Raw genomic sequence first — 25,840 nt, forward strand, 5'->3', positions numbered from 1 at the left:
CTTGTTCCGAAGGAGCCGACCCGTGCAATTCGACGTGACCATCGAAATTCCGAAGGGCGAGCGCAACAAGTACGAGATCGACCACGAGACGGGTCGGGTGCGTCTGGACCGCTACCTCTATACCTCGATGGCCTACCCCACCGACTACGGCTTTATCGAGGACACGCTGGGTGAGGACGGCGACCCGCTGGACGCGCTGGTGCTGCTGCCGCGGCCGCTGTTCCCGGGGGTGTTGGTGGAGGTGCGGCCGGTGGGAATGTTCCGGATGGTCGACGAGAAGGGCGGCGACGACAAGGTGCTGTGTGTGCCAGCCGGCGACCACCGGTGGGACCACATCCAGGACATCGGCGACGTCGCGCAATACGAGTTGGACGCGATCAAGCACTTCTTCGTGCACTACAAGGACCTGGAGCCGGGCAAGTTCGTCAAGGCGGCCGACTGGGTTGACCGCGCCGAAGCCGAGGCAGAGGTGCAGCGGTCGATCGAGCGGTTCAAGACGAACGGGCATTAAATTTCGCGTTGGCGCGACACTCGTCGGTTGCGCCACACACTTTCGGTGAATGCCGCCACGATAAAAACCATGCCCACCGACGCTGTGATCCACTCCGGGATCTGGAATCGGTGGTCGATGGATATCAGCATGATCACGGCCAGCGCGCCGATCGCCCAGTGCGCGCCGTGTTCTAAGTAGATGTATCGGTCCAAGGTGTCCTGGCGGACCAGAAAGATGGTGATAGACCGGACGAACACCGCGCCCACCAGGCCAAGGCCCAACGCGATGATGATCGGGTCCGTAGTGATGGCAAAGGCTCCGGTGACTCCGTCGAAAGAAAACGTCGCGTCCAGCACCTCTAAATAGAGGAACAGCGTGAAGCCGGCTTTCCCGACCGCCCCGGTGGCCTCGGGGATCTGCGCCGAAGATCGTTCCTCCACCCCCGACGGCCGAAACGCGCGGCTCAGACCGTTCACGACGAGATAGGTCACCAGTCCCAACACACCGGCGGTCATGACCGTGGCGTGCCCGTCACCGGTGTGTGTCAAATGGATGCCGACGAAAATCAACACCACACCGGCCACCACCACCGGCACCTGACCGAGCCGGCCGACACGGGCGAACGGGCCCTCAATCCACTTGAGCCACTTGATATCCCGGTCGTGGAAAACGAAGTCCAAGAACAACATCAACAGGAACATCCCGCCGAACGCCGCAATCTGCGGGTGGGCGGCATGGATCAGCTTTTCATAGCTGGGCGAGCCGTCCGGAAATTCCAGCGCGCCGCCCGGCGGCGGGTGCAGCGCCAGCTTCATCGCGCGAACCGGATCGAGGCCAGCGCTCAGCCACACGATGGCCAGCGGGAACACCAGTCGCATTCCGAACACCGCGATCAGAATCCCGATGGTCAGAAACATCCGTTGCCAGAACTGGCTCATCTGCTTCAGTACCGCGGCGTTGATGATGGCGTTGTCGAACGACAGCGACACCTCGAGCACACCCAGTACCGTCAGCAAGAACAGGGCGGTCGGCCCGCCATGCAGGTATCCGATGACCAAAGCTGCCCCGGTGACCGCCAGCGAGAAGCCGAAAATGCGGAACGTGGTCAACTGCTTTTCGGGATTCTCGGGATTTTCACGGGATCCTTCCGACCTCCACTCACAATAACTACGTCGCCTTCCGCTTCGCGACGGACCCCAAAACATACTCTGAACTGCGGATTTCACATTTAGACATGACCTACTCAAGATCTGGGCGCAATAGTCATCTCGCGGCCGGTCACGACGCAGTGAACCGACGTTCAACCAAATACATCACTGCGAAGGAGATCGGCTAGCCATGGTTCCGGAGTTTTCGTGGTTGCCGCCGGAGATCAACTCGGCGCGGATTTTTGCCGGCGCGGGGTCGGGGCCGTTGTTTGCAGCGGCGGCGGCTTGGCAAGGGCTGGCCCAGGATTTGGCGGCCTCAGTGTCGTCGTTCCAGTCGGTGATCACCGAGTTGTCCAGCGGTCCGTGGACGGGTCCGTCGTCGGTGGCCATGGTGGCTGCTGCCACGCCGTATCTGGGGTGGCTGAGCGCGGCGGCCGCGCAGTCCGAGCAATCCGCCGGCCAGGCGACGGCGGCCGCTACGGCGTTCGAGACGGCGCTGGCGGCCACGGTGCATCCGGCGGCCGTGGCGGCCAACCGGACATCGTTGGCGGCTGTGGTGGCGACGAATTTTCTTGGTCAGAACACCCCGGCGATTGCGGCCACCGAATTCGACTACGTGGAGATGTGGGCACAGGACGTGGTCGCGATGGTGGGGTATCTGTCCGGCGCGCAGGCGAAAGGAAAAATGTAATGACTACGCGGTTTATGACCGACCCGCACGCCATGCGGGACATGGCGGGCCGTTTCGAGATGCACGCCCAGACCGTCGAGGACGAAGCGCGCCGGATGTGGGCTTCGTCGCAAAACATTTCTGGTGCCGGCTGGAGCGGGTTGGCCGAAGCGACCTCATTGGACACCATGGGCCAGATGAATCAGGCGTTCCGCAACATCGTGAACATGCTGCCCGGGGTGCGCGACGGGCTGGTCCGCGACGCCAACAACTACGAGCAGCAAGAGCAGACTTCGCAGCAAGTTTTGAGCAGCTAGAGAGCTTGAAGGGATTTTGCGATGACGATTAATTACCAGTTCGGTGACGTAGACGCCCACGGAGCCACGATTCGGGCTCAAGCGGCGTCGTTGGAGGCTGAGCACCAGGCGATCGTGCGCGACGTGCTGGCGGCTGGGGATTTCTGGGGTGGCGCCGGTTCGGTGGCGTGTCAGGAGTTCATCACCCAGTTGGGACGTAACTTCCAAGTGATCTACGAGCAGGCCAACGCTCACGGACAAAAGGTGCAAGCCGCCGGCAACAACATGGCGCAAACCGACTCCGCGGTGGGTTCCAGCTGGGCTTAGCTTTTCCAGCGGGCACGCCCGCTTAGTATTTCGACGGTGACGGAAGTCGGCGGTTCGGCGAGTGCACCGGTGGGTCCGATCGCGCGCGGCAGCGTGGCGCGGGTCGGTACCGCGACCGCGGTGACGGCGGTATGCGGGTATTCGGTCATTTACCTGGCCGCGCGCGATCTGGCCCCCAGCGGCTTCTCGATTTTCGGGGTCTTCTGGGGCGCCTTCGGCCTGGTCACCGGCTGCGCCAACGGTCTGCTGCAGGAAACCACCCGAGAGGTCCGCTCGCTGGGCTACGTCGAGGTGTTGCCGGACGGCGGTCGCGTCCACCCGCTGCGGGTCGCCGGGATGGTCGGCCTCACCGCAGCGGTCGTGATCGCCGGTAGCTCGCCACTGTGGGGCGGGCGGGTGTTCGCCGCGGAGCGCTGGTTGTCGGTGGGGCTGCTCAGCGTTGGGCTGGCTGGTTTCTGCGTGCACGCCACCCTGCTGGGCATGTTGGCCGGAACCAACCGGTGGAGTCAGTACGGCGCGCTCATGATGACTGACGCGATCATCCGGGTGGCGGTGGCTACCGCAACGTTCGTCATCGGCTGGGGGCTCGTCGGTTTTCTGTGGGCGACCGTTGCGGGTGCGGTGGCGTGGCTGATCATGCTGCTAGCTTCGCCGACGGCACGCGCGGCGGGGCGTCTGATGACACCCGGCAGTACCGCGACATTCCTGAGGGGCGCCGCCCACTCGATCACCGCGGCGGGTGCCAGCGCGATCCTGATCATGGGGTTTCCGGTGCTATTGAAACTCACGTCCCCCGGTGAGCTGGGTGCGCAGGGCGGCGTCATCATCCTTGTGGTGACGCTGACCCGGGCGCCGCTGCTGGTACCGCTGACCGGTATGCAAGGCAACCTGATCGCCCATTTCGTCGACGAACGCACCCATCGGCTTCGGGCGTTGGTTGCGCCGGGTTTGCTTGTCGGCGGCATCGGCGCGGTTGGGGTGCTGGCGGCGGGCATGGTCGGCCCCTGGCTGCTGCGTGTCGGGTTCGGGCCGCAGTACCAGGCCAGCAGCTCACTGCTGGCGTGGCTAACCGCGGCCGCGGTGGCGATTGCCATGTTGACGCTGACCGGCTCCGCCGCGGTGGCGGCCGCGTTGCATCGGGCCTACTCGCTGGGCTGGGTCGGGGCGACGGTGGCGTCGGGATTATTGCTGCTGCTGCCGCTGGCGCTAGAGACCCGCACTGTGATCGGACTGTTATGCGGTCCCCTGGTGGGAATCGCCGTCCATCTGATGGCCTTGGCGCGCGCCCGGGACGCGTACCGCTGAACAGTCCGCGACCAGCGTGTACGTTGTGGGCATCGAAATGCATTACTCGGACGCTTGGATCGTTATCCCCGCCTTCAACGAAGCCGCCGTCATCGGTGAGGTCGTCACCGACGTGCGGTCGGTCTTCGACCACGTCGTGTGCGTGGACGACGGCAGTACCGACGGCACCGGCGACATCGCCATGCGGGCGGGGGCTCACTTGGTGCGCCATCCCATCAACTTGGGCCAGGGCGCGGCCATCCAGACCGGCGTCGAGTACGCTCGCAGGCAGCCCGGCGCGCAGGCTTTCGCCACGTTCGACGCCGACGGGCAGCATCGCGTCAAAGACCTGGCCGCGATGGTCGACCGACTTTCCGCGGGTGACGTCGACGTTGTGATCGGAACGCGGTTCGGGCGGGACCTCGCAAACCCGGCCAGCCGGCCGCCGCTACTGAAACGGATCGTGCTGCAGACCGCCGCGCGGTTGAGCCGGCGCGGTCGCCGGCTTGGTCTGACCGACACCAACAACGGCCTGCGGGTGTTCAACAAGACGGTGGCCGACGGGCTGAACATCACAATGAGCGGCATGAGCCATGCCAGCGAGTTCATCATGTTGATCGTCGAAAACCGTTGGCGTGTAGCCGAAGAGCCCGTCGAGGTGCTCTACACCGAGTACTCCAAGTCGAAGGGTCAGCCGCTGCTCAACGGCGTCAACATCATCTTCGACGGGTTCCTGCGAGGGAGGATTCGTAGATGAAAAGGACCACAAGATGAACTGGATCCAGGTGCTGTTGATCGCGTCGATCATCGCGCTGTTGGTCTTCCTGCTGCGGTCCCGCCGCAGCGCGCGGGCTCGGGCCTGGGTCAAGGTCGGCTATGTCTTTTTCGTGCTGGGCGGCGTTTACGCCGTGCTGCGCCCGGACGACACCACGGTGGTCGCGCACTGGTTCGGGGTGCGCCGCGGCACCGACCTGATGCTCTACGCGCTGATCATGGCGTTCAGTTTCACCACACTGAGCACCTACATGCGGTTCAAGGACTTGGAGCTGCGCTACGCCCGACTTGCCCGCGCGGTGGCGATCGAGGGCGCGCAGGTGCCGGACAGCTGATCCCACGATTTGGGGCGGCCCGCGCGACGTGCGACGCCAGGTGGAGCCGTTGTCGGGCGAACCAGCACGTCCATACGGAACGGCATCGCCGGGCGCTCCTGATGACTCAATGCGGGCGCACCTAATAATGGCGCACCTAATAATGGCGCCACGTCGATCGACACCTCGTCGGCATTAGGGGCCACCACCCCGGTTGGCGCCGCCGCGGCAGCCTTGTTCGCCACGGCCACGGCCCGACCGATGCGCTCCACGTCCAACGCGGCCGCCGCCAATGACTCTGTTGACACACCGTTAGGAACGACATACCCCTCCTCAGCCGTCTGGCGATGAACGATGGTTTGTCGACAAGATGGGGCCGGCGGCTTCGGAGTAGATGAAGTTTTCCTGATATCGACAGCTTGCGAGGTGAGCACTGCATTGCCTCGCGGCCGCCGGCGCCGAGCTCGCCGGGTGCATCAGTATCGGGGACGCCTAGCTGGCCTTCGCGTGCTGGAGGCCGGTCTGCCCCTGGCCTGCTGATTTCACAATTGACACACGATTACCGAAAGCCCGCCCGTTACACATTGCCTAACACATTGGCTGTGACAACGATCTTGGGATCCTTGCGATTTGGGTCCGCGATCGATTCGCGGTCGTTTGGAGACCAGCCGGTTGATAACAATTCCTAGCGAAAAATCATTATCAAACACATGTCCAACGCGATCTGATACCATCGGCGGCCATCGCGGCCGCCGCCAGGGGTCCAGTTAAGGACTGGGGATGAATTACACGGTGCTGCCCCCAGAGATCAATTCGGCGCGGCTGTTTCTCGGCGCCGGATTGGAACCGATGCTGAATGCAGCGGCTGGCTGGCAGGGGCTGGGCACCGAGTTGGGTTCGGCGGCGGCCTCGTTTTCGTCGGTGATTTCGGGCTTGACGAGCTTCTCATGGCAGGGCGAGGCGTCGGCGGCAATGACGCGGACGGCGGCACCCTATCTCGAATGGCTGAGCGCAGCGACGATGCGGGCCGAACAAACGGCAACGCAGGTCCGCGTGACGGCGGCCGCGTTCGAGGCAGCACTAGCCGCGACGGTGCGCCCCTCGGTCATCTCGGCCAACCGCTCTCAGTTTGTGTCGCTGGTGCTGTCGAACCTGCTGGGCCAAAACGCCCCGGCCATAGCAGCTATTGAGGCTCAGTACGAACAGATGTGGGCCCAGGATGTGGCCGCAATGTCGGGCTATCATGTCGCTGCTTCGGCCGCCGTCTCGGAGCTGACGCCGTTCGCCGCCGGGCTGTCGGCGAACCTGCAGCGCCAGGTGGCCGGCGCAGCGAATGCGGTCGGCGCCGCCGGCGCTAGCTTGGCCAACACCGCCGCAGCCGGCGCGACGCCAGCCATCGGACCTGGATCCGCCCCGGCAGCAGCCGTCACCTTGCTGAGCCCGCGGGCCTTCAACCTCGGCTTCGCCAACGTCGGCTTCCCCAATATCGGCAATGCGAATGTCGGCGCCTACAACTTTGGTTCTGCAAACATCGGCAGCACCAACATCGGCTTCGGCAACACCGGCAACGGCAACATCGGCTTCGGCAATACCGGTAGCCACAACATCGGCTTCGGCAACACCGGCAGCGGCAACCTTGGCTTGGGCAACTTCGGCTTCGGCAATACCGGGTTTGCCAATGCCGGCAACAACAATTTCGGCATCGGGCTCACCGGCAGCAACCTGGCGGGCTTCGATTTTTCTGGCGGCCTCAACTCGGGCACCGGCAATATCGGCTTGTTCAACTCGGGCACCGGCAACGCTGGCATCGGCAACTCAGGCACCGGCAACTTCGGCATCGGAAACTCGGGCAGCTACAACACCGGCATTGGTAATTCGGGCATCGCCAACACGGGCTTTTTTAACGCCGGCATAGCCAACACTGGAATCGGCAACACGGGCAACTACAACACCGGCAGCTTCAACCCGGGCAGCAGCAATACCGGCAGCTTCAACAGCGGCGATTACAACACTGGCTACTTCAACACCGGCAATTACAATACCGGCTTCGCTAACTCGGGCGATGTCAACACCGGCGCTTTCATCTACGGCAACTACAGCAACGGCATCTTGTGGAGAGGCGATCACCAGGGCCTGTTTTTTGGGGGCCCAGGCTTCGGTAACTCCAGCACAGTCCCGTCATCGGGCTTTTTCAACAGCGGTGCCGGCGGCGCATCGGGCTTCTTCAACTTCGGCGCCAACAATTCTGGGTTCTTCAACTCTTCATTAGGGGCAACCGGTAACTCAGGCTTCGCAAACATCGGCGTGCTGGAGTCGGGCCTGTTGAACTCGGGCAACACCATATCGGGTCTCATCAACTTGAGCTTGGTGAGCATCACGACGCCGGCCTATGTCTCGGGTTTCTTTAACGCCGGAAACAACGTGTCGGGCTTCTTCCTCCGCATAAAGCTGCTCAACCTAGGCTTGGCAAATGAGGGCGTCGGAAACATACTCGGCAACGCAAATGTCGGCAACTACAACATCTTCGGCAGCGGGAACCTGGGCGACTATAACGTTCTCGGCAGCGGAAACCTCGGCAGCTACAACGTCTTTGGCGGCGGAAACATCGGCAGCCAAAACTTCGGTGGCACAAACATCGGCGATGCAAACGTCGGTTTCGGCAACCTGGGCAGCCACAACTTCGGCTTCGGCAACGCCGGCATCGGCAACACCGGCTTCGGCAATGGCGGCCACGGCAACATTGGCTTCGGCAACACCGGCAGCGGCAACACCGGCTTCGGCAACACCGGCAACAACAACTTCGGGATCGGGCTTACCGGCAGCAACCAGGTGGGCTTCGGTGGGCTGAACTCGGGCACCGGCAACATCGGCCTCTTCAATTCGGGCACCAACAATATCGGCTTGTTCAACGCGGGCACTGGAAATGTCGGCATCGCGAACTCGGGAACCGGGAACTGGGGCCTCCTGAATGCGGGCAACGGAAACTGGGGTATCGAGAATCCCGGCACCGGAAACGCGGGCATCGGCAACGCGGGCCACTACAACACCGGCTTCTACAATGCCGGCGCGGTCAACACCGGCTTCTACAACACCGGCAGCTACAACACCGGCAGTTTCAACGCGGGCAGCACCAACTCGGGTGACTTCAATCCGGGCAACGTCAACACCGGCTACTTCAATACAGGCAACATTAACACCGGAATTTTCAACACGGGCGACGTTAACACCGGCGCCTTCAACACGGGCAACTTCAACAACGGCTTCTTCATGTTGGGCGATAACCAGGGCCAGATTGCAATCAATCTGTCGGTGACTATTCCCTACATGCCCATAAACATGCAGATGGTTATGCCCATAAACCAGGTAATGACCATGGGCGGCATGACCATACCACTCACCGTAGCCGGGTCGGTTTCACCCCGAATCGACTACCTGGGCGGTCTTTTCTACTTTGGCCCCGTCGTTCTGGGCGCTTCAACTGTTATTGCTCCCACGGTCACACTGACCATAGGCGGACCAGACATCATCCTACCCATCAGCATTGTCGGCGCCCTCGAGGGCGGGACGATCACATTCCTTAACATTCCGGCGAGCCCCGGCTTCGGAAATTCGACCACCAGCCCATCGTCGGGCTTCTTTAATTCGGGCACCGGTGGCACATCTGGACTCCAAAACGTAGGCGGTAACAGTTCGGGCGTCTGGAACAGCGGCGTGGGAAATGTGATCGGAAATTCGGGCTTCCTAAACTTCGGCTCGCTGCAATCGGGCTGGGCGAATTTTGGCAACAGCGTCTCGGGTTTCTATAACGCCGGCAGCAACATCGCGGGCTTCTTCCACGACCAGCTGGCCGGGGTGTCGACGTTCAACCTGGGTTTCGGGAACCTCGGGCAATTGAACGTAGGCAGCGGAAACCTCGGAAGTTTCAACTTCGGCAGCGGAAACCTCGGCAACGCCAATGTCGGCTTCGGCGACCTGGGCAACAACAACTTCGGCTTCGGCAACACCGGCAACGGCAACATCGGCTTCGGCAACACCGGCAACGACAACATCGGCTTCGGCAACGCCGGTCTCGGCAATTTCGGCTTCGGCAACACCGGCAATAACAACGTCGGCGTCGGGCTCAGCGGCAGTGGCCAGATCGGTTTCGGCGGCCTGAACTCGGGCACCGGCAACATTGGCTTGTTCAATTCCGGCACCAACAATGTTGGCATCGGCAACTCAGGCGCCGGCAACTTCGGCTTCGGCAACACCGGCAGCGGCAACATCGGCTTCGGCAACACCGGCAGCGCCAATATGGGCTTCTTCAACTCCGGCGACGTCAACACCGGTTTCCTCAATTCCGGCAACGTCAACACCGGCATCGGCAACGCGGGAAACTACAACACCGGCCGCTTCAACACGGGAAGTTTCAACACCGGCGGCCTCAACCCGGGCTCCTACAACACCGGCTACTTCAACACCGGCAACTACAACACCGGCCTGGCGAATTCAGGCGATATCAACACCGGTTTTTTCATCTCCGGCAACTACAGCAACGGGCTTTTGTGGAAGGGCGATTACCAGGGCCTCTGGGGCGCTAATTACACGCTCCATGTTCCCGAAATTACCACGCATATCGAAATCAGTGTTCCCATCAATATCCCTATTACGGGCAGCGTCACGGACACGCTCTTCAGCGGCATCACCCTTGCCGACGTCGAGTTCGGTTTCAACGTCCCCATCGGCGCCCTCCCGATCTCGCACGGCGAGATCAACTCCGTCACCGTGCCGCCAATCAGGGCTTCCGGTCCCGCGATCTCGTTCAACATCGGAGACCCGGAGGGTTCAACCGTGGTGCGAGTCCCCGTCACGGCCAGCATCGGCCCCGTCGACTGGACGCTGGTCAACATTCCGGCGGCCACGGGCTTTTTCAACTCCACCACCAGCCCGTCCTCCGGCTTTTTCAACGGCGGCACCGGAACCGTGTCTGGCTTCGCCAATATCGGCGCCAACATCTCGGGCTTTGAGAACCTCTCGAACTTCGGGACCTCCGGCTTCAGAAACCACAGTGCGCTGCAATCGGGCCTGGCGAACGTCGGCGACACCGTTTCGGGCTTCTTCAACACCGGCGGCAACCTCGCGGGCTTCTTCCACAGCCAGGCGGCCGGAACGTTCAACGTGGGCTTGGGGAATGTCGGCGCATTCAACCTGGGCTTCGGAAACCTGGGTGATTACAACCTCGGCTGGGGAGACCTCGGCAACGCAAACCTTGGTTCCGGCAACATCGGCAGCGGCAACATCGGCTTCGGCAACACCGGCAGCCACAACTTCGGATTCGGCAATACCGGCAGCGGCAACATCGGCTTCGGCAACACCGGCAACAACAACTTCGGATTCGGCAACACCGGCGACAACAACTTCGGTATCGGGTTTACCGGCAGCGGCCAGATCGGTTTCGGCGGCCTGAACTCGGGCAGCGGCAACATCGGCTTGTTCAACTCCGGCACCGGCAACGTCGGCATCGGCAACTCGGGCACCGGCAACTTCGGAATCGGCAACACCGGCAGCCTCAACAAAGGCAACTTCAACGCCGGCGAACTCAACACCGGTTTCTTCAACTCTGGCAGCGTCAACACCGGCATCGGCAACGCGGGCAACTACAACACCGGCAGCTTCAACACCGGAAGCTTCAACACGGGCGCCTTCAACCCGGGTTCCTACAACACCGGCTACCTCAACACCGGCAACTACAACACCGGCCTGGCGAACTCGGGCAATGTTGACACCGGCGCATTCATCTCCGGCAGCTACAGCAACGGGCTCTTCTGGCGAGGCGATTACCAGGGGCTGTGGGGCTATAGCAGCACAAGCACCATTCCCGACACCGCCATCCCCATGCGCTTCCAGGTGCCTATCTACCTGGACATCCCGATCAGCGGCACACTTGGCACCGTCACCGTCGAGTCCTTCACCATTCCGTCGGTCACTGTCGACGCGGAGTTTTTCGGCGGGATTCCGGCGAGACTCGTCGATGTCCAGCCGATCACCGTCTCGACGATCACGATCGCCCTGCCCTCAATTGGCGTGAATATCGGTACCGGCCCGGGCCCCCTGATCGATATCGGTGGCGCCGGCGGCCTGCTGCCCGTCGGGCTCCCGCCCATCGACATCCCGGCGGGCCCCGGATTCGGAAACACGACCAGCACGCCGTCGTCGGGATTCTTCAACTCCGGCAGCGGGACCGTATCTGGCGTGGGAAATGTCGGCGGCAACATTTCCGGTTTCTTCAACCTCGCGTCTGGCACCTCGGGAATTTCGGGGTATCAAAACTTCGGCGAATTGGTGTCGGGCGGGTCCAACTTCGGTAACAGCATTTCAGGCTTCCTCAATTCGAGCACGAACATCGGCACCAATCTCGCGGGTCTCCCCTTTGCCAACCCGCTCGCCAACGTGGGCTTCGCGAATATCGGCAACAGCAACATCGGCAGCGGCAACGTCGGCGCCTTCAACTTCGGCTTCGGAAACGTCGGGACCGCAAACTTGGGCAGCGGCAACATCGGCAGCCACGACTTCGGCTTCGGCAATATCGGCAGCGGCAACATCGGCCCCGGAAACTTGGGCAATTACAACCTCGGCTTCGGGAACGCGGGCAGCAACAACCTCGGCTTTGCGAACACCGGAAACAACAACATCGGGTTTGCGAACACCGGCGACAACAACATCGGCATCGGACTCACCGGCACAGGCCAGATCGGTTTCGGCGCCTTGTACTCGGGCACCGGAAACGTCGGCTTGTTCAACTCGGGCACCGGCAACGTCGGCTTGTTCAACTCGGGCACCGGCAACGTCGGCCTGTTCAACTCCGGCACCGGAAACTGGGGCATCGGCAACCCAGGCCTCGGCAACATGGGCATCGGGAACTCGGGCACCGGAAACTGGGGGCTGTGGAATGCGGGCACCGGCAACACGGGCATCGCCAACGCGGGTGACTACAACACCGGCAGCTACAACACCGGCAGCACCAACACCGGCATCGCCAACCCGGGAAACTACAACACCGGCAGCTACAACACCGGCAGCACCAACACCGGCATCGCCAACTCGGGAAACTACAACACCGGCAGCTTCAACACCGGCGACTACAACACTGGGCTGGCAAACTCGGGCGATGTCAACACCGGCGCCTTCAACGCGGGTAACTATAGCAACGGCGTCTTATGGCGCGGCGATTACCAAGGGCTGTGGGGAGCTCACGCTGAAATCAACATTCCTGAATTCCCGTTGGTGAACTTGGACCTAAACATCCCCATTAATATCCCGATCCACCTGGATCTCAGCAGCTTCGCTCTCAATAACGGGTTCACCATTTCGCCCATCGTCATCAACGGTGCCGGAATCGTCGATTACACCATCGGCCCCATCATCATTCCGCCCATCACCGGTACCCTGCCGGTGATCGATATCACCATCGGCGGACCAACTACCTCGTTGCCGATCGCAATCCGCAGCGGCTTCGGCCCCACCAGAATCGTGTTTCTCGACATACCGCCCGCCCCAGGCTTCGGAAACTCGAGTTCCACCCCCTCTTCGGGCTTCTTCAACTCCGGCACCGGCACCGCATCTGGCTTCGGAAACATCGGCGGTAACTCTGGGTTCTGGAACAGTACCTTGGGAAGCATTGGAAACTCCGGCTTCCAAAACTTTGGCTCACTGCAATCGGGTTGGGCAAACTTCGGCAGCGTCGTCTCGGGCTTCCACAACACCGGCACCGCGAACCTGACGACGGCGGCCAACGTATCGGGCTGGTCAACCAACGGCACCGACCTGGCCGGGCTGTTCCGCGGCCCATCCGGGACGACGATCTTGAACCTGGGTCTGGCAGACCTGGGCCAATTCAACGTCGGCAGCGGAAACGTCGGTGACTTCAACCTGGGCAGCGGCAACATTGGCGCCTACAATCTCGGCCTCGGAAACCACGGTGCGGCAAACTTCGGTTTCGGCGACCTGGGCAGCAATAACTTCGGCTTCGGCAACCTGGGCAGCAGCAACATCGGCTTCGGCAACAACGGCAGCCACAACCTCGGCTTTGGCAACAACGGCAACGCCAACATCGGCTTCGGCAACACCGGCAGCGCCAACTTCGGTATCGGGCTCACCGGAACCGGACAGATAGGTTTCGGCGCCCTGAACTCGGGCACCGACAATATCGGCCTCTTCAACTCGGGCACCGGCAACGTCGGTATCGGGAATTCGGGCACCGGCAATTTCGGGATCGGCAACTCCGGCACGGGTAACACCGGCATTGGAAATGCCGGCACCTACAACACGGGCTTTTACAACACCGGCAACTACAACACCGGCATTGGAAATGCCGGCAACTACAACACCGGCAACTACAACACCGGCAACTACAACACCGGCATCAGCAACCCGGGCGACTACAACACCGGCTCCTACAACACCGGCAACTACAACACCGGCATCGCAAACGCCGGCGACTTTGACACCGGCGGCTTCATCAGCGGCAACCAGAACAACGGCTTCTTCTGGCGTGCCGACAGGCAGGGCCTGTTGGCGGCCAACTACACCATCGTGGTCGAGAGAACGTCCGCATTCCTCACCGTCGACGTTCCGGTCAACATACCCATCGTCGGCACCATCACCGACATTTCCATTCCCGCGATCACTATTCCGGTAATCAACGCCCGAGGAAATCTCAATTTGGGCATATTCGAAGGCTCAATCACCGCTCCCATGGGTCCCATCCATATTCACGGCGGCGACGACTCGGCACCCTTGAACACACCGATCGTCATCAACTTTGGCGCCCAACCCGCGGTGAACATCAACATCGGAAATCCTGACGGCTCAACCGTCATACACATCGTGGGCACCGGCGGCACAGGCACCGCCCACATTCCGCTCATCAATCTTGAGCCGCAACCGGGATTTTTCAACGCCACCACCGGCCCGTCGTCGGGCTTCCTGAACTGGGGCGCTGGGAGCGCCTCGGGCTGGCAAAACTTCGGCAACAATTCGGGCTTCTACAACGTCGCCACCGCGGCCATTGGAAACTCCGGATTCCAAAACCACGGTTCGCTGCAATCGGGCTGGGCGAACTTGGGTAGCACCGTCTCCGGTCTGGTCAACACGGGCCTTGGAACTTCGGCCAATGTCTCGGGCTTCCTCAACGTCGGCGCCAACCTGGCCGGGTCGTTGCATGACGGGTCGGACGCGACGGCCTTCGACCTGGGCTTGGCAAACCTCGGATTTGGAAACATGGGCAGCGGCAACATCGGCAGCCACAACTTGGGCGGCGGCAACATCGGCAGCTACAACTTCGGCAGCGGAAACATCGGCAGCGTAAACATCGGTTTCGGAAACTCAGGCCCCGCGCAGACGGCCGCAGTCCAAAATCTCGGCTTTGGGAATACCGGCAGCTTCAACATCGGCTTCGGCAACACCGGCAACGCAAACATCGGCTTTGGGAACACCGGCAACGGCAACATCGGTATTGGCCTTAGCGGCGACATGCAGGTGGGATTCGGCGGCTTTAACACCGGCAGCGGCAATTTCGGTTTGTTCAACTCAGGCACCGACAACATCGGCTTCTTCAACTCGGGCACCGGAAACTGGGGCATCGGAAACTCCGGCAGCTACAACACCGGCATCGGCAACGCCGGCAGCACCAATACGGGCTTCTTCAACACCGGCATCGTCAACACCGGCATCGGCAACGCCGGCAACTACAACACCGGCCTCTACAACGTGGGCAACACCAATACGGGCAGCTTCAACCCGGGCAACTACAACACCGGCGGCTTCAATACAGGAAACTACAACACCGGCTACTTCAACACGGGCAACTCCAACACGGGGGTCGGAAACTCCGGCAATGTCGACACCGGCTTCTTCATTTCTGGCAATTACAGCAACGGCGCCTTCTGGCGAGGCGACTACCAGGGCCTAGGCGGTTTCTCTTACCAGACCACCATTCCGGAGATCCCGTGGAGCTACGCCGTCGATGGCAATATCGAAATACCGATTCGCGGCGCTATCAATGCCGTCACCCAGGAAATGTTCACCGTTGAAGAATTCGACATACCAATCAGTTTGGAAGTCTTCATCTGCACCTTGTTCGATCCCTTTACCGGAAACTGCCTAATGGGCTTCACAGAGACACAACTGATAACCACCCAACACATCGGCCCATTCACAGGCGATCTGAACGTCCTTAACCCCGAAACCCCGATAGACATGGTTTTCTCGAACCCCATCGACATGGTCGGCGCCGGCACAGTGGGCCCCTTCAGCTTCGGCTTCGGGTGGCAGCAAACCCCAGGGTTCTTCAATTCGACCAATTCCCCGTCGTCCGGCTTCTTCAACTCCGGAGCCGGCGGCGCATCAGGCTTCTTCCACGACGCCGCGGGCCCGGTATCGGGCTTAGGAAACGCGTTCGCCCAGAACTCGGGCTTCTTCAACGTCGCTGGCCTGGGGAATTCCGGATTCGAAAACTTCGGCAACCTGCAATCGGGCTTTGCGAACTTGGGCAACTCCCTCTCGGGCATTTACAACGCGAGCCTGCTGGACCTGTTGATGCAAGCCTACGTTTCCGGTTTCGGCAACATTGGCTCGCGGCTGTCCGGCTTCCTCAACAACGGGGTGGGCTCATGACCCGGGTGCCGAATTGCATGTCAGCTGCGACCAGCGCATTTCATGACTTCCGAAAGACCGCCGAAGACTGCCCCGGCAGTATCAACGCATTTGAGTCCGCGCGACGGTCGGTCGGAATAACCTACAAGAACCCTACGAGCAGGCAGTAGGAGTGCAAATGTCGTATGTCTACGCCGTACCCGAGATGATCAACGCGGCGACAGCGGATTTGGCGGGCATCGGCTCGGCGGTCAGCGCGGCTAATGCGGCAGCCGCATTCTCCACGACGGCGGTGGTGGCGGCAGGCAGCGACGAGGTGTCGGCCGCTATTGCGGCGGTGTTCGGGTCACACGCTCAGGAGTATCAGGCGCTCAGCGCGCAACTGGGCCGGTTTCATGACCAGTTTGTGCGCAACCTGCGGGTCGGTGTGAGCGCGTATGGGGCCGCCGAGGCGACCAACGCGGCCGCCGCGGCGGAGCAGCAGCTTCTCGATTTGGTCAACGCGCCGTCGCTCGCCCTGACCGGGCGCATCCTGATCGGCGACGGCGCCAACGGGACCTCGCCGGGTCAGGCCGGTGGCAACGGCGGATGGCTTTGGGGTAATGGCGGCAACGGCGCGCCGGGGGCAGCGGGCCAGGCGGGCGGTCGCGGTGGTGACGCCGGGCTGCTGTGGGGCAGCGGCGGAGCGGGTGGGGCCGGTGGGCGCGGCATTTTGGCTGGCCAGGCCGGTGGGGCCGGCGGCGCCGGTGGCAACGCCTGGCTGTTCGGCAACGGCGGTGCCGGCGGGTCCGGCGGGATCGGCCAGAACGGCCAGGCAGCGTTCATGCAGGGTGCCGGTGGTGCCGGTGGTGCGGGTGGTTCCGGCGGCATGGGCGGGCTCTTGGGCGGGGTCGGTGGGCACGGCGGTCATGGCGCGGCCGGAGGTGCCGGCGCCCACGGCGTCGGCAGTGCCGGTGGTGCCGGTGGTGCCGGAGGGGCCGGTGGTGCCGGCGGCGACAACTGGCTGGTCGGCCCGGGGGGTGCCGGCCGGATCGGCGACGGCGGCAATGGCGGCGCCGGCGGCGACGGCGGCGACGGCGGCGACAACGCACTTACCGGCGGCGACGGTTTCGCGGGCGGAGCCGGCGGCGCCGGCGGTGCGGGCGGCAACAGCGCCGGCGGAACCAATGGCAGCGGCGGCGACGGCGGCGACGGCGGCCGCGGCGGCGGCGGCGGTACCGGCACCAACACCATCGCCGGCGGCACCGGCGGTGCCGGCGGCAACGGCGGGACAGCCGGTCTAGCCGGCGCCGGCGGCACCGGCGGCAGTGCCGGCGACGGCGGCAATGGCGGTGATGGCGGCACTGGCGGGAACGGCTTCTTCGGCGTCGCCGGCGACGGCGGTGTCGGCGGCACGGGCGGCAGTGGCACACATGGCGGCAGCGGCGGCAACGGCGGCAACGGCGGCGGTAGCAGCGCCGCCGATATCGGCGGCGACGGCGGCCGCGGGGGCGGCGGTGGCACCGGCAGCATCGCCGGCGGCAACGGCGGCAACGGCGGTGACGGCGGCGTTGGCGACGACATCAGCGGCGAGGGCGGCACCGGCGGCAACGGCGGCGCTGGTACCGGCGCCTCTGGCATAGGCGGCCGCGGCGGTGACGGCGGCACCGGCGGCGACGGCGATTCAGGCACCGGCAGCATCCCCGGCGGCACCGGGGGTACGGGTGGCACCGGCGGTGAGGGCGGTTCAGGCACGATTGCCGGCGGTGCCGGCGGTACCGGCGGCACCGGCGGCACCGGCGGCACCGGCGTTGCCGTCGACGGCGGTGGCCACGGCGGCAATGGCGGCACCGGCGGCAAAGGAGGCACCGGTGGCAGCAGCACCTCCGGCACCGGCGGTGCTGGCGGTGCCGGCGGCACCGGCGGAATCAACGGCGAGGGCCCTGCCACCAGCGGCAGGAGCGGTGACGGCGGCACCGGGGGCACCGGAGGCGACGGCGCCACCGCCGGCGGCACCGGTGGCACCGGCGGCAAGGGCGGTGCGGCCACTGGCACTGGTACAGCCGGCACCGGCGGCACCGGCGGCACCGGGGGTGCCAGCGCCGGCGGCGCGGGCGGCACCGGCGGGGGCGGCGGTGACGGCGGCACCGGCGGGACCGGCCACAGTGGCGGCGCCGGCGGCGACGGCGGCACCGGAGGCACCGGCGCCATCGGCGGCAAAGGCGGCACCGGCGGCACCGGCGGCAACGGCGGAGGCAACGGCGGAACCGGCGGCACCGGCGGCAAAGGCGGAGTCGGCGGCATCGGCACCGCCGGCATCGGCGGCGACGGCGGAACCGGCGGCAGCGGCGGTACCGGCGGCAACGGCGGCACGGCCAACGCCGGCGGCACCGGCGGTGTCGGCGGCGCCGGCGGTGCCGGCGGCGCCGGTCTCATCGGCAACGGCGCCGATGGTCGCGGCGGCAACGGCGGCGATGGCGGCAACGGCGGCAGCAGCAAAAGCGGCGGCCGAGGCGGCGACGGCGGCATCAGCGTCGGCGGCATCGGCGGCGACGGCGGAGCCGGCGGCCGAGGCGGCGACGGCGCGGCCGGTGGCACCGCCGGCGGGGCGGGCGGCCGAGGCGGCAGTGGCGGGGCCGGCGGCACCCAGGGCGGCACCGGAGGCCACGGCGGCCGAGGCGGCAACGGCTTCAGCTTCGGAGGCTCCGGCAACGGCGGCCGAGGCGGCGACGGCGGGGCCGGCGGCGACGGTGGCATCAGCACCGCCGGCATCGGCGGGGCCGGCGGTGACGCCGGTAACGGCGGCAACGGCGGCAACGGTGGGGCCGGCGGCGGTTTCGGCGGCGACGCCGGCAACGGCGGCAACGGCGGCAACGGCGGGGCCGGCCCCGCCGCGGGCGGAGTCGGAGGCAACGGCGGCAACGGCGGCAACACCGGCCTTAGCCCCGTCGGCAGCATCGGCGCTAAGGCCGGCAATGGCGGGAACGGCGGCACCGGCGGCATCAGCACAGCCGGCATCGGCGGCGCAGGCGGCACTGGCGGCACCGGCGGCCTCGGCGGCACTGGCGGCACTGGCGGCCTAGGCGGCAACGGCGGCGACGGCGGCAACGGCACCACCGGCGGCGCTGGCGGCAACGGTGGCCTCGGTGGCCAAGGACGCAGCCAGCACCTATTCAACATCATTCCCGGCCACGGCGGCGCCGGCGGCAACGGCGGCAACGGCGGCAACGGCATCAGCGGTGCCGGCGGTGCCGGCGGTAACGGGGGTGATGGCGGCAACAGCGGAACCAACATCCTTGGCGATCCAGACGGCCGCAGTGGCAACGGCGGCAACGGCGGCACCGGCGGCACCGGCGCCAGCGCCGGTGGCGCCGGCGGCGACGGCGGCGACGGCGGCACCGGCAGAGGCGGCCTTGGCAACGGCGCTGGCGGCGACGGCGGTGACGGTGGCAAAGGCACCGGCGCCGACAGCATCGGCGGCGCGGGCGGCAACGGCGGCAAAGGCGGCAACGCCGGCGGCGTTGTAGCCAGCCCCGCCGGCCACGGTGGTGCCGGCGGCAACGGCGGCGACGGCACCAGCAGGGGTGGCGCCGGTGGCGCTGGCGGCGACGGCGGCAGTGGCGGCAGCAACCGTTTCGGCCCCATCGGATTCGGCGACGGCGGCGACGGCGGCAATGGCGGCAACGGCGGGCATGGCGGCAACGGTGTTGTTGCCGGCGCCGGCGGCAACGGCGGCAATGCCGGCAACGGCGGCAACGCCGGCGGCACCGGTGGCAATGGCGGCAACGGCGGCAATGCCGGCAACGGCGGCAACGCGGGCAACGGCGATGCCGGCGGCGGTGGCCACGGCGGCCATGGCGGCCACGGCGGCAATGCCGGTGACGACGGTGGCCACGGCGGCCACGGCGGCAACGGCGGCAATGGCGGCACCGGCACCACCGGCGGCAGCGGCGGCAAGGCTGGCGACGGCGGCAACGGCGGCGACAACGACGCGGGCCACGGCGGCGACGGCGGCGACGGCGGCACCGGCGGCAACGGCGGCGCCGGCACCACCGCCGACGGCCACGGCGGCGCTGGCGGCAACGGCGGCAACGGCGGCGACGACAACGACCCCGCACTCGGCGGCCTCGGCGGTCGCGGCGGCCACGGCGGCGGCGGCGGCAACGGGGACGTCGGCGGCGACGGCGGCGACGGCGGCAACGGCGGCGGCGGCGGCAACGGTGCCGGCGGTGTCGGCGGCACCGGCGGCACTGGCGGTACCGGCATCACCGTCGGTGGGGCTGGCGGCGACGGCGGAGTCGGCGGCGACGGCGGCCACGGCGGTGCCTCGGGCGACGGCGGTGACGGTGGCGCCGGCATCGGCGTGGCCGGCGTCGGCGGCCGCGGCGGCCACGGTGGCGCCGGCAACGGCGGCCCCGGCAACGACGGCACCGGTGGTGCCGCCGGCGACGGCGGCGACGGCGGCGACGGCACCATTACCGGCGGCGACGGTGGCAATGGGGGCGCTGGCGCCAACGGCATCGGAGGCGGCTTCGACAACGGGTTCGGCAGGGCCGGTGGGAACGGCGGGAATGGCGGCAGCGGCGGTAAGTTCGGCGGCGCCGGCGGCAACGGCGGCGACGGCGGTCACGCCGCAGACGGCACCGTGGCCGGCAGCGTCTTCACCGGCTTCACCGGTGATGCCGGCGGAGCCGGCGGCCGCGGCGGCAATGGTGGCGCTGGTACCGGCGTTGATGGTGTCGGCGGCGCTGGCGGTGCCGGCGGCAACGGCGGCGACGGCGGTGACCCACCCGCTGGCTTCCTCGGCGGCGGCGGCTTCCCGGGCGGAGTCGGCGGCGCTGGCGGCCGCGGCGGCGACGGCGGCGACGGCACCAGCGTCGGCGGTAGTGGCGGCACCGGCGGCACCGGCGGCACTGGCGGCACCGGCGGCCCTGCGACCGGCGGCGGCCCCGGCGGCCCGGGCGTCAGCGGCGACGTCGGCACCACCGGCAATCCTCCCGCTGGCACCAACGGGGGTAAGGGTGGCGCTGGCGGCGCCGGTGGTGCCGGCGGTCCCGGCGGTACCCTGTGACCACGCCAATGATGGTGTACAAACACATCGCCACCCGACTTGGACCTGGAGGTCGCGCGCCGGGTCAGCCAGATGGCGGGAGTGGCGAGCGTGTTCGTGCGTCCGCCGTGCATCCGACTGGGCTATGCCCAGCGCACCTCATGGACTCGCTGCGGCTCCCGCAGCCCCTTGAGCTGCTCCTCCCACGCGTTGCCGAACTGGAACTCATGGCTGCCGGCGACTAGCTCGCGCAACAGCGCCGAAACGAGGATCTGGTTGCCGCCCGCTTTCGCCGCGATCCGCGCCGCCAGAGTCACGTTGCGCCCGATGAAGTCCTCCCGCTCGCGGATCACTTCTCCGGTGTGCATTCCGATCCGGACCCGCAACAGCTGGCAATCGGAGCGATCGCGGTATGCCGCAAAGTCGCGCTGGATCTCGATGGCGCAGCGGATCGCGCTGCGCGCGCTGGAGAATGCGACCATGAATCCGTCACCCTGCGACTTGACCTCGAAGCCGCGGTGCTTCGCCACCTGACGGCGTATGACCGCGTTGTGGCGGTGCAGGACCCTTAGCCAGCACTCGTCGCCGAGTTCCTCGATCAGCGCCGTGGATCCTTCGATGTCGGAGAACATGATCGTGACCGTTCCGTCAGGCGCCGCCATCGTGCGAAGGTCGGGACGGTCCAGCTGGACCGACTGGGCGATACTTTCCAGAGCCGTCCAGCCCATTGTGAACCCCTGCTCCGGATCCTCTGGGCTCAGCCGCACCAATCGTTCGGCCTCGACGGACATACCGAATTGCCGTGCGAGCGCAAGCCCCTGGTCGATCAGGCCCGTCACCTTCTCCTGATCGTGCGGCATAGAGCTGCCGAGCAGCGTGCGAGCGTATTCGTAGCAAATCCGCGGGGTCAGGTAGATGTAGCCGATCTCGGAGTTACGGGCCAGCGCCAGCTCAAAGTGGCGCGCGGCGTCGGCGGGCCGAGCGGCAGCCGCGGCCGCGAAGCCGAGAAACGCGTGGTTCGAGCCCAAGCAGCCGGCCCCGGCCAGAAGCAGCGTGCACCGATCCGCATAGGGCGCCAGCAGCTCGTACAGCCTGCTCGCCGCTGCGCGGTCCTCGATCCTAAGCGATGCGATCGCAAACAAGCAGACCGATGTCAGCCACTCGGCGTTGTGACACAGCGAATCGAAGCGATCGGTGGCGAACTCCCCGAATATGGCGCGGGCCTCATCGAGCTGGCCGATCTCGGTGAGCAGCCACACGTACGCCGCGGACCATACCTGACCGTAGCGCTCGGCAGCCTCGCGGGCGGCGTTGCGCATTTGTTCCAAGCCGCCGCCCGGCCACCCGGTCAGGCATGAGTGCGCGCCGAACACCACTCCGGCCAGCTCCGGTGGGGCCCGCCTGCCGATCGACAACGCCGTCTGCGCCAGACGCTCGGCCTCCTGACAGTTCAGCTGCATCAACGCGCGCATGGTGCGGAATACCGCCACCTGCCACCCGTACCGTGGCTGGCGCAGTTGGCCCGCCAACCGGTCACACGCCGCGATGTCCGTGTCGACCGCGCCAAACTCACCAAGCTGCCCGAGCGCGACCAGCCGCAGGTGGTGACCGCCAAACTCGGCGTCCCGGTCACCGACGGTCCGGGCGAGCCGCACGATCTCCGCGCCCGCCGCGAGTGCCTCGTCGAGGCCGTCGGGACCCAACGTCGCCCACTGGCGGCTGTGCATCGCCAACAGCAGGATCCGGGTGTCACCGAGGCGCTCAGCCATATCGACGGCGCGCGCGCTAAACCGGTCGGCGTCGGCCAGCGCGCCCTGGCAGCCGAGTTCGACCGCCAGCCGGGCCAGCACCCGCACTCGCAACACGCAGTCTCGCTCCGGCATCGCCTCGAGTCCCCCATGCAACATCGCCAATAGCCGCTCATCGGCACGGTAGGGGATCGGGAATCCGCTTGGGCCGCCGCCGTATCCAAGCGCGGCGCGCGCGAAGTGTTCGTTCAGCGCCAGCTCTTGCGCGATCCACGCCGCCTGGCCAAACGTCTCACGCGCATCCTCGGCGTTGCCGGCCCGCCACCGGGCGTCCCCGAGCGCGAGCAGCAGGTCGCACCGCCGCTGCGGCGCCTCGGGAAGCATGTCCAGCAGCCCGAGCGACGTCTGGTAAAGGCACACCGCGTCCTCGTAGGCATATTTCTCCGCTGCCCGTTCGCCCGCCCGCCTGGCGTAGTCAGCCGCCTTCTGGAGGTCACCCATGGGAGCCGCCTTCGCGAAGTGGTAGGCGATCTGCGACAGATGGGACGGGAGCCGCTTCTCATAGAGCCGCTCCAGCGCCTCGCCAACGGTCATGTGTAGCTCGGAGCGACGCGGCGCGGGCAGATCGTCGTACAGCGCGTCGCGAGTCGCGCCGTGCGCGAAAGCGTAGCGGCCCGGCCCGCCGGGAACCTGCCGCACGATCGCCCCGTCGAGCGCCGCCTGGATCCGGGTCAGTACGGTGCCCGCTTCGAGTTCGCTGACGCGCGTCAGGATCCGCAGATCGAACTCACGGCCGATCACCGCGGCCGTCGCCAGCAGCTCAAGCGTCTCGGGCCGCAGCTTGGCCAGCCGATGGGAGACAACCTCGTGGACACTGCGGGGGATCCCGAGTTCCCCGCCATCGCGCATGTGGGTGACCCACCGGCCGTCGCGGCGCTTCAACACTCCGGTATCGATCAGGTGGCGAATGATCTCTGAGGTGAAGTACGGGTTGCCTTCGGCTTCCCGGCAGACGGCGTCTGCCAGCGTATGAGCGTCTCGCTGCTCGAGTGGCTGCGCCAGCACGGCCTCGATCATCGCCTTGACATGCTGGTCGGCGAGTCCCCCCAGCCTGACGTGCGCATAACCCCGCTCCCTGCTCAGCGAGGTGAGCACCTCTTTCAGGTAATGATCGCCGGCGAGTTCGTCGTCACGATAGGTCCCCAGCAGGAACATCCGCGAACGGCCCAGCTCGCGCGCGATGAACTCCAGCAGCATCAGCGAGGGACGGTCGGCCTGCTGAAGGTCTTCGAGGAAGATCGCCAGCGGCCGGCGCTCGGACGCGCCGATCAATAGTCTCGCGACCGAGTCGAACAGCCGGAATCGGGCCTGCTCTGCGTCAAGCGGCGGCGGTTCGGGGATCGGCGGTATCCGCTCGCGCACCTCGGAGACGATCTGTGCGATCTCATACGCGGCCGAACCTAGGTCACAGGCCAGCATCTCGGTGTTGTGATCGTGCGCGTAGGCGCGGATCACCTGGACCCACGGCCAGTAGGCCGGTGCGCCCGCGCCGGCATAACAGCGACCCCACAAAACTTGGGCACCGCGAAGGGTGGCATATGCCGCGACCTCCGAGGCAAGCCGCGTCTTGCCGACCCCCGTCTCACCACTCACCAGCAGCAAGCGCCCGCGGTGGCCGATCGCCTCATCAATCGCGGAGCGCAGTTCCTGCGTCTCTAGCTCTCTCCCGAGGAACGTGGTGTCCGTCATCCGGTCCAGCGCCGCCGTCTCATGGCTTGCGGTATCGGCACCCGAGCTCGCGGCGGCGATCAGCTCAAGCGTGTCGTGGACCTCGGCAGCGCTTTGCGGGCGGGCCGACGGCGACTTCGACAGCATCTTTAGCAACAACTGGTCGAGCGTCGCGGGAACACCGGAGCGACGCCGGCTCGGCGCGACTGGAGTGGTTGAAACGTGCTGGGAGATGACTGCGGCGGCCGTCTCGCCCACGAACGGTGGCACCCCGCACAGCAGTTCGTAAAGCAGGGCACCGAGCGAATAGATGTCCGAACGCGCGTCCGAACCACGGCCGAGGCCCTGCTCGGGCGCCATGTAGGCGACTGTTCCGACCACCGCCCCCTCGGCCGTCAACTGCGTGCCGCCGGGCGCAGCCGCCAGCCCGAAATCGCCGATCTTGACGGTACCGTCGGGGGCCAGCCACACGTTCTGCGGCTTGATGTCACGATGCACCACACCATGTCCGTGCGCGTGAGCTAGTCCGCCGGCAATGTCCGCCCCGATCCGGATCACCTGGTCCGCAGCGAGCCGGTGGTCCGCTGCCTCCGAGAGCAAGCCATGCAGGTCACCGCCGGACATGTACTGGCTGATCAGAAATAGCTGTCCCGCCTCGTCGCCGAAGTCGTACACGTTGACGACGTTGGGGTGCTCCCCGAGCTTCGCCATCGCCTTGGCCTCCCGGCGCGCGCGGCGAATGGCCGTATCGTCCGACCTTGCCGCCTTGAATACCGCGGCGGCCACCTGGCGCTGCAGACGTGTGTCGGTGGCAAGGTAGACCCGCTTGCCAGCGCCCTCGCCGAGTAGCCGATCAAGCTGATAGCGCCCCTCCGCAAGGGTCGCTGGAATCGGCGCGCCGGATCGAGCAGGCCCCGTCTGGGTGCGCAGCTCGATGCCGCAGTCGTTACAAAAGCGCTGCGATGTCGGATTGCCCACACCACAACCCGGGCAGATGACCTCCGTCTTCAGCAGGGCTCCACAGCTGCCGCAGAACTTTGCCTGGGACCGGTTCGTGGCCCCGCACGTGCCGCATTCGGCACTCACAGCCGTGGTCATCGGCCGGCTACGCCGATGCTATTCCCGCGAAGTCCGGCCCCGGTTGGACCGGTGAGACCCGGACCGCCCGGCTTGAACACGCACCTTATAGACGGCGTCACATCGCCTCGGCTCTCAATCGATAACGCTTCGCCTCGGTCTCCACGATCGACTCTTGCTGGGAGCGTTTCGGCAATTGTTAGCAAGTCATGAAATCCGCAGGTGCAGCGGCTGCAGCCGGAGCGCGCCGCCCGATAACGAGGCCACCGTTTCCGACCAGCACATTTCACGATTACTCCACGCCTGCCGAAGGCCCCGGC

General features: G+C 65.9%; 11 protein-coding genes and 1 pseudogene. 9 read left to right on the plus strand and 3 right to left on the minus strand.

Annotated features, from left to right (window positions below; genetic code table 11):
* Window positions 1–22 precede the first annotated feature (22 nt).
* Entirely contained in the window at window positions 23–511 is a 489-nt protein-coding gene (locus AADZ78_RS25240; protein ID WP_085250819.1) for an inorganic diphosphatase, read from the plus strand.
* Here the strand turns inward: AADZ78_RS25240 and AADZ78_RS25245 are convergent.
* The gene (locus tag AADZ78_RS25245; protein WP_085250818.1) at window positions 508–1,602 is read right to left on the minus strand and encodes a DUF475 domain-containing protein; all 1,095 of its coding nucleotides are present in this window, start codon (window positions 1,600–1,602) and stop codon (window positions 508–510) included. The two genes, AADZ78_RS25240 and AADZ78_RS25245, sit on opposite strands and share 4 nt — an antisense overlap.
* A 229-nt stretch (window positions 1,603–1,831) precedes the next feature.
* Here AADZ78_RS25245 and AADZ78_RS25250 point away from each other — a divergent pair.
* From AADZ78_RS25250 to AADZ78_RS25275, 6 genes and pseudogenes are all read left to right on the plus strand, one after another.
* A pseudogene (locus AADZ78_RS25250) lies at window positions 1,832–2,317 on the plus strand (PPE family protein); the annotation flags it as partial.
* Between the two features lie 14 nt (window positions 2,318–2,331).
* Window positions 2,332–2,628, plus strand: a complete 297-nt coding sequence (locus tag AADZ78_RS25255) for a WXG100 family type VII secretion target (RefSeq protein ID WP_085250816.1) — start codon at window positions 2,332–2,334, stop codon at window positions 2,626–2,628.
* Between the two features lie 21 nt (window positions 2,629–2,649).
* A complete protein-coding gene (esxN, locus tag AADZ78_RS25260; RefSeq protein ID WP_015293199.1) occupies window positions 2,650–2,934 on the plus strand; it encodes an effector in 285 nt (94 codons plus the stop codon).
* Window positions 2,935–2,961: 27 nt separating this feature from the next.
* The gene (locus AADZ78_RS25265) at window positions 2,962–4,239 is read left to right on the plus strand and encodes a hypothetical protein (protein ID WP_372510548.1); all 1,278 of its coding nucleotides are present in this window, start codon (window positions 2,962–2,964) and stop codon (window positions 4,237–4,239) included.
* 37 nt (window positions 4,240–4,276) lie between these two features.
* Window positions 4,277–4,975: a glycosyltransferase family 2 protein gene (locus tag AADZ78_RS25270; protein ID WP_139828738.1), complete on the plus strand. Its 699-nt coding sequence runs from the start codon at window positions 4,277–4,279 to the stop codon at window positions 4,973–4,975.
* Between the two features lie 13 nt (window positions 4,976–4,988).
* On the plus strand, window positions 4,989–5,327 hold the full coding sequence (locus tag AADZ78_RS25275) for a DUF2304 domain-containing protein (protein ID WP_085250814.1): 339 nt from the start codon (window positions 4,989–4,991) through the stop codon (window positions 5,325–5,327).
* On the opposite strand, the gene AADZ78_RS29300 is transcribed toward AADZ78_RS25275, so the two are convergent.
* Window positions 5,270–5,740 carry a PE family protein gene (locus tag AADZ78_RS29300; protein WP_085250813.1) on the minus strand — a complete coding sequence of 157 codons (471 nt, stop codon included), beginning with the start codon at window positions 5,738–5,740 and terminating at the stop codon, window positions 5,270–5,272. The two genes, AADZ78_RS25275 and AADZ78_RS29300, sit on opposite strands and share 58 nt — an antisense overlap.
* Before the next feature lie 346 nt (window positions 5,741–6,086).
* Between AADZ78_RS29300 and AADZ78_RS25280 the strand changes: the two genes are divergently transcribed.
* Both AADZ78_RS25280 and AADZ78_RS25285 read left to right on the plus strand, forming a co-directional pair.
* The gene (locus AADZ78_RS25280; RefSeq protein WP_085250812.1) at window positions 6,087–15,959 is read left to right on the plus strand and encodes a PPE family protein; all 9,873 of its coding nucleotides are present in this window, start codon (window positions 6,087–6,089) and stop codon (window positions 15,957–15,959) included.
* A 157-nt stretch (window positions 15,960–16,116) separates the two neighbouring features.
* A complete protein-coding gene (locus tag AADZ78_RS25285; RefSeq protein ID WP_085250811.1) occupies window positions 16,117–20,988 on the plus strand; it encodes a PE family protein in 4,872 nt (1,623 codons plus the stop codon).
* A 122-nt stretch (window positions 20,989–21,110) separates the two neighbouring features.
* On the opposite strand, the gene AADZ78_RS25290 is transcribed toward AADZ78_RS25285, so the two are convergent.
* Window positions 21,111–25,541 (minus strand): protein kinase domain-containing protein, encoded by a 4,431-nt coding sequence (locus AADZ78_RS25290; protein ID WP_085250810.1) that lies wholly within the window; start codon window positions 25,539–25,541, stop codon window positions 21,111–21,113.
* Window positions 25,542–25,840: the final 299 nt, after the last annotated feature.

Source organism: Mycobacterium riyadhense (assembly GCF_963853645.1).
Taxonomy (GTDB): domain Bacteria; phylum Actinomycetota; class Actinomycetes; order Mycobacteriales; family Mycobacteriaceae; genus Mycobacterium; species Mycobacterium riyadhense.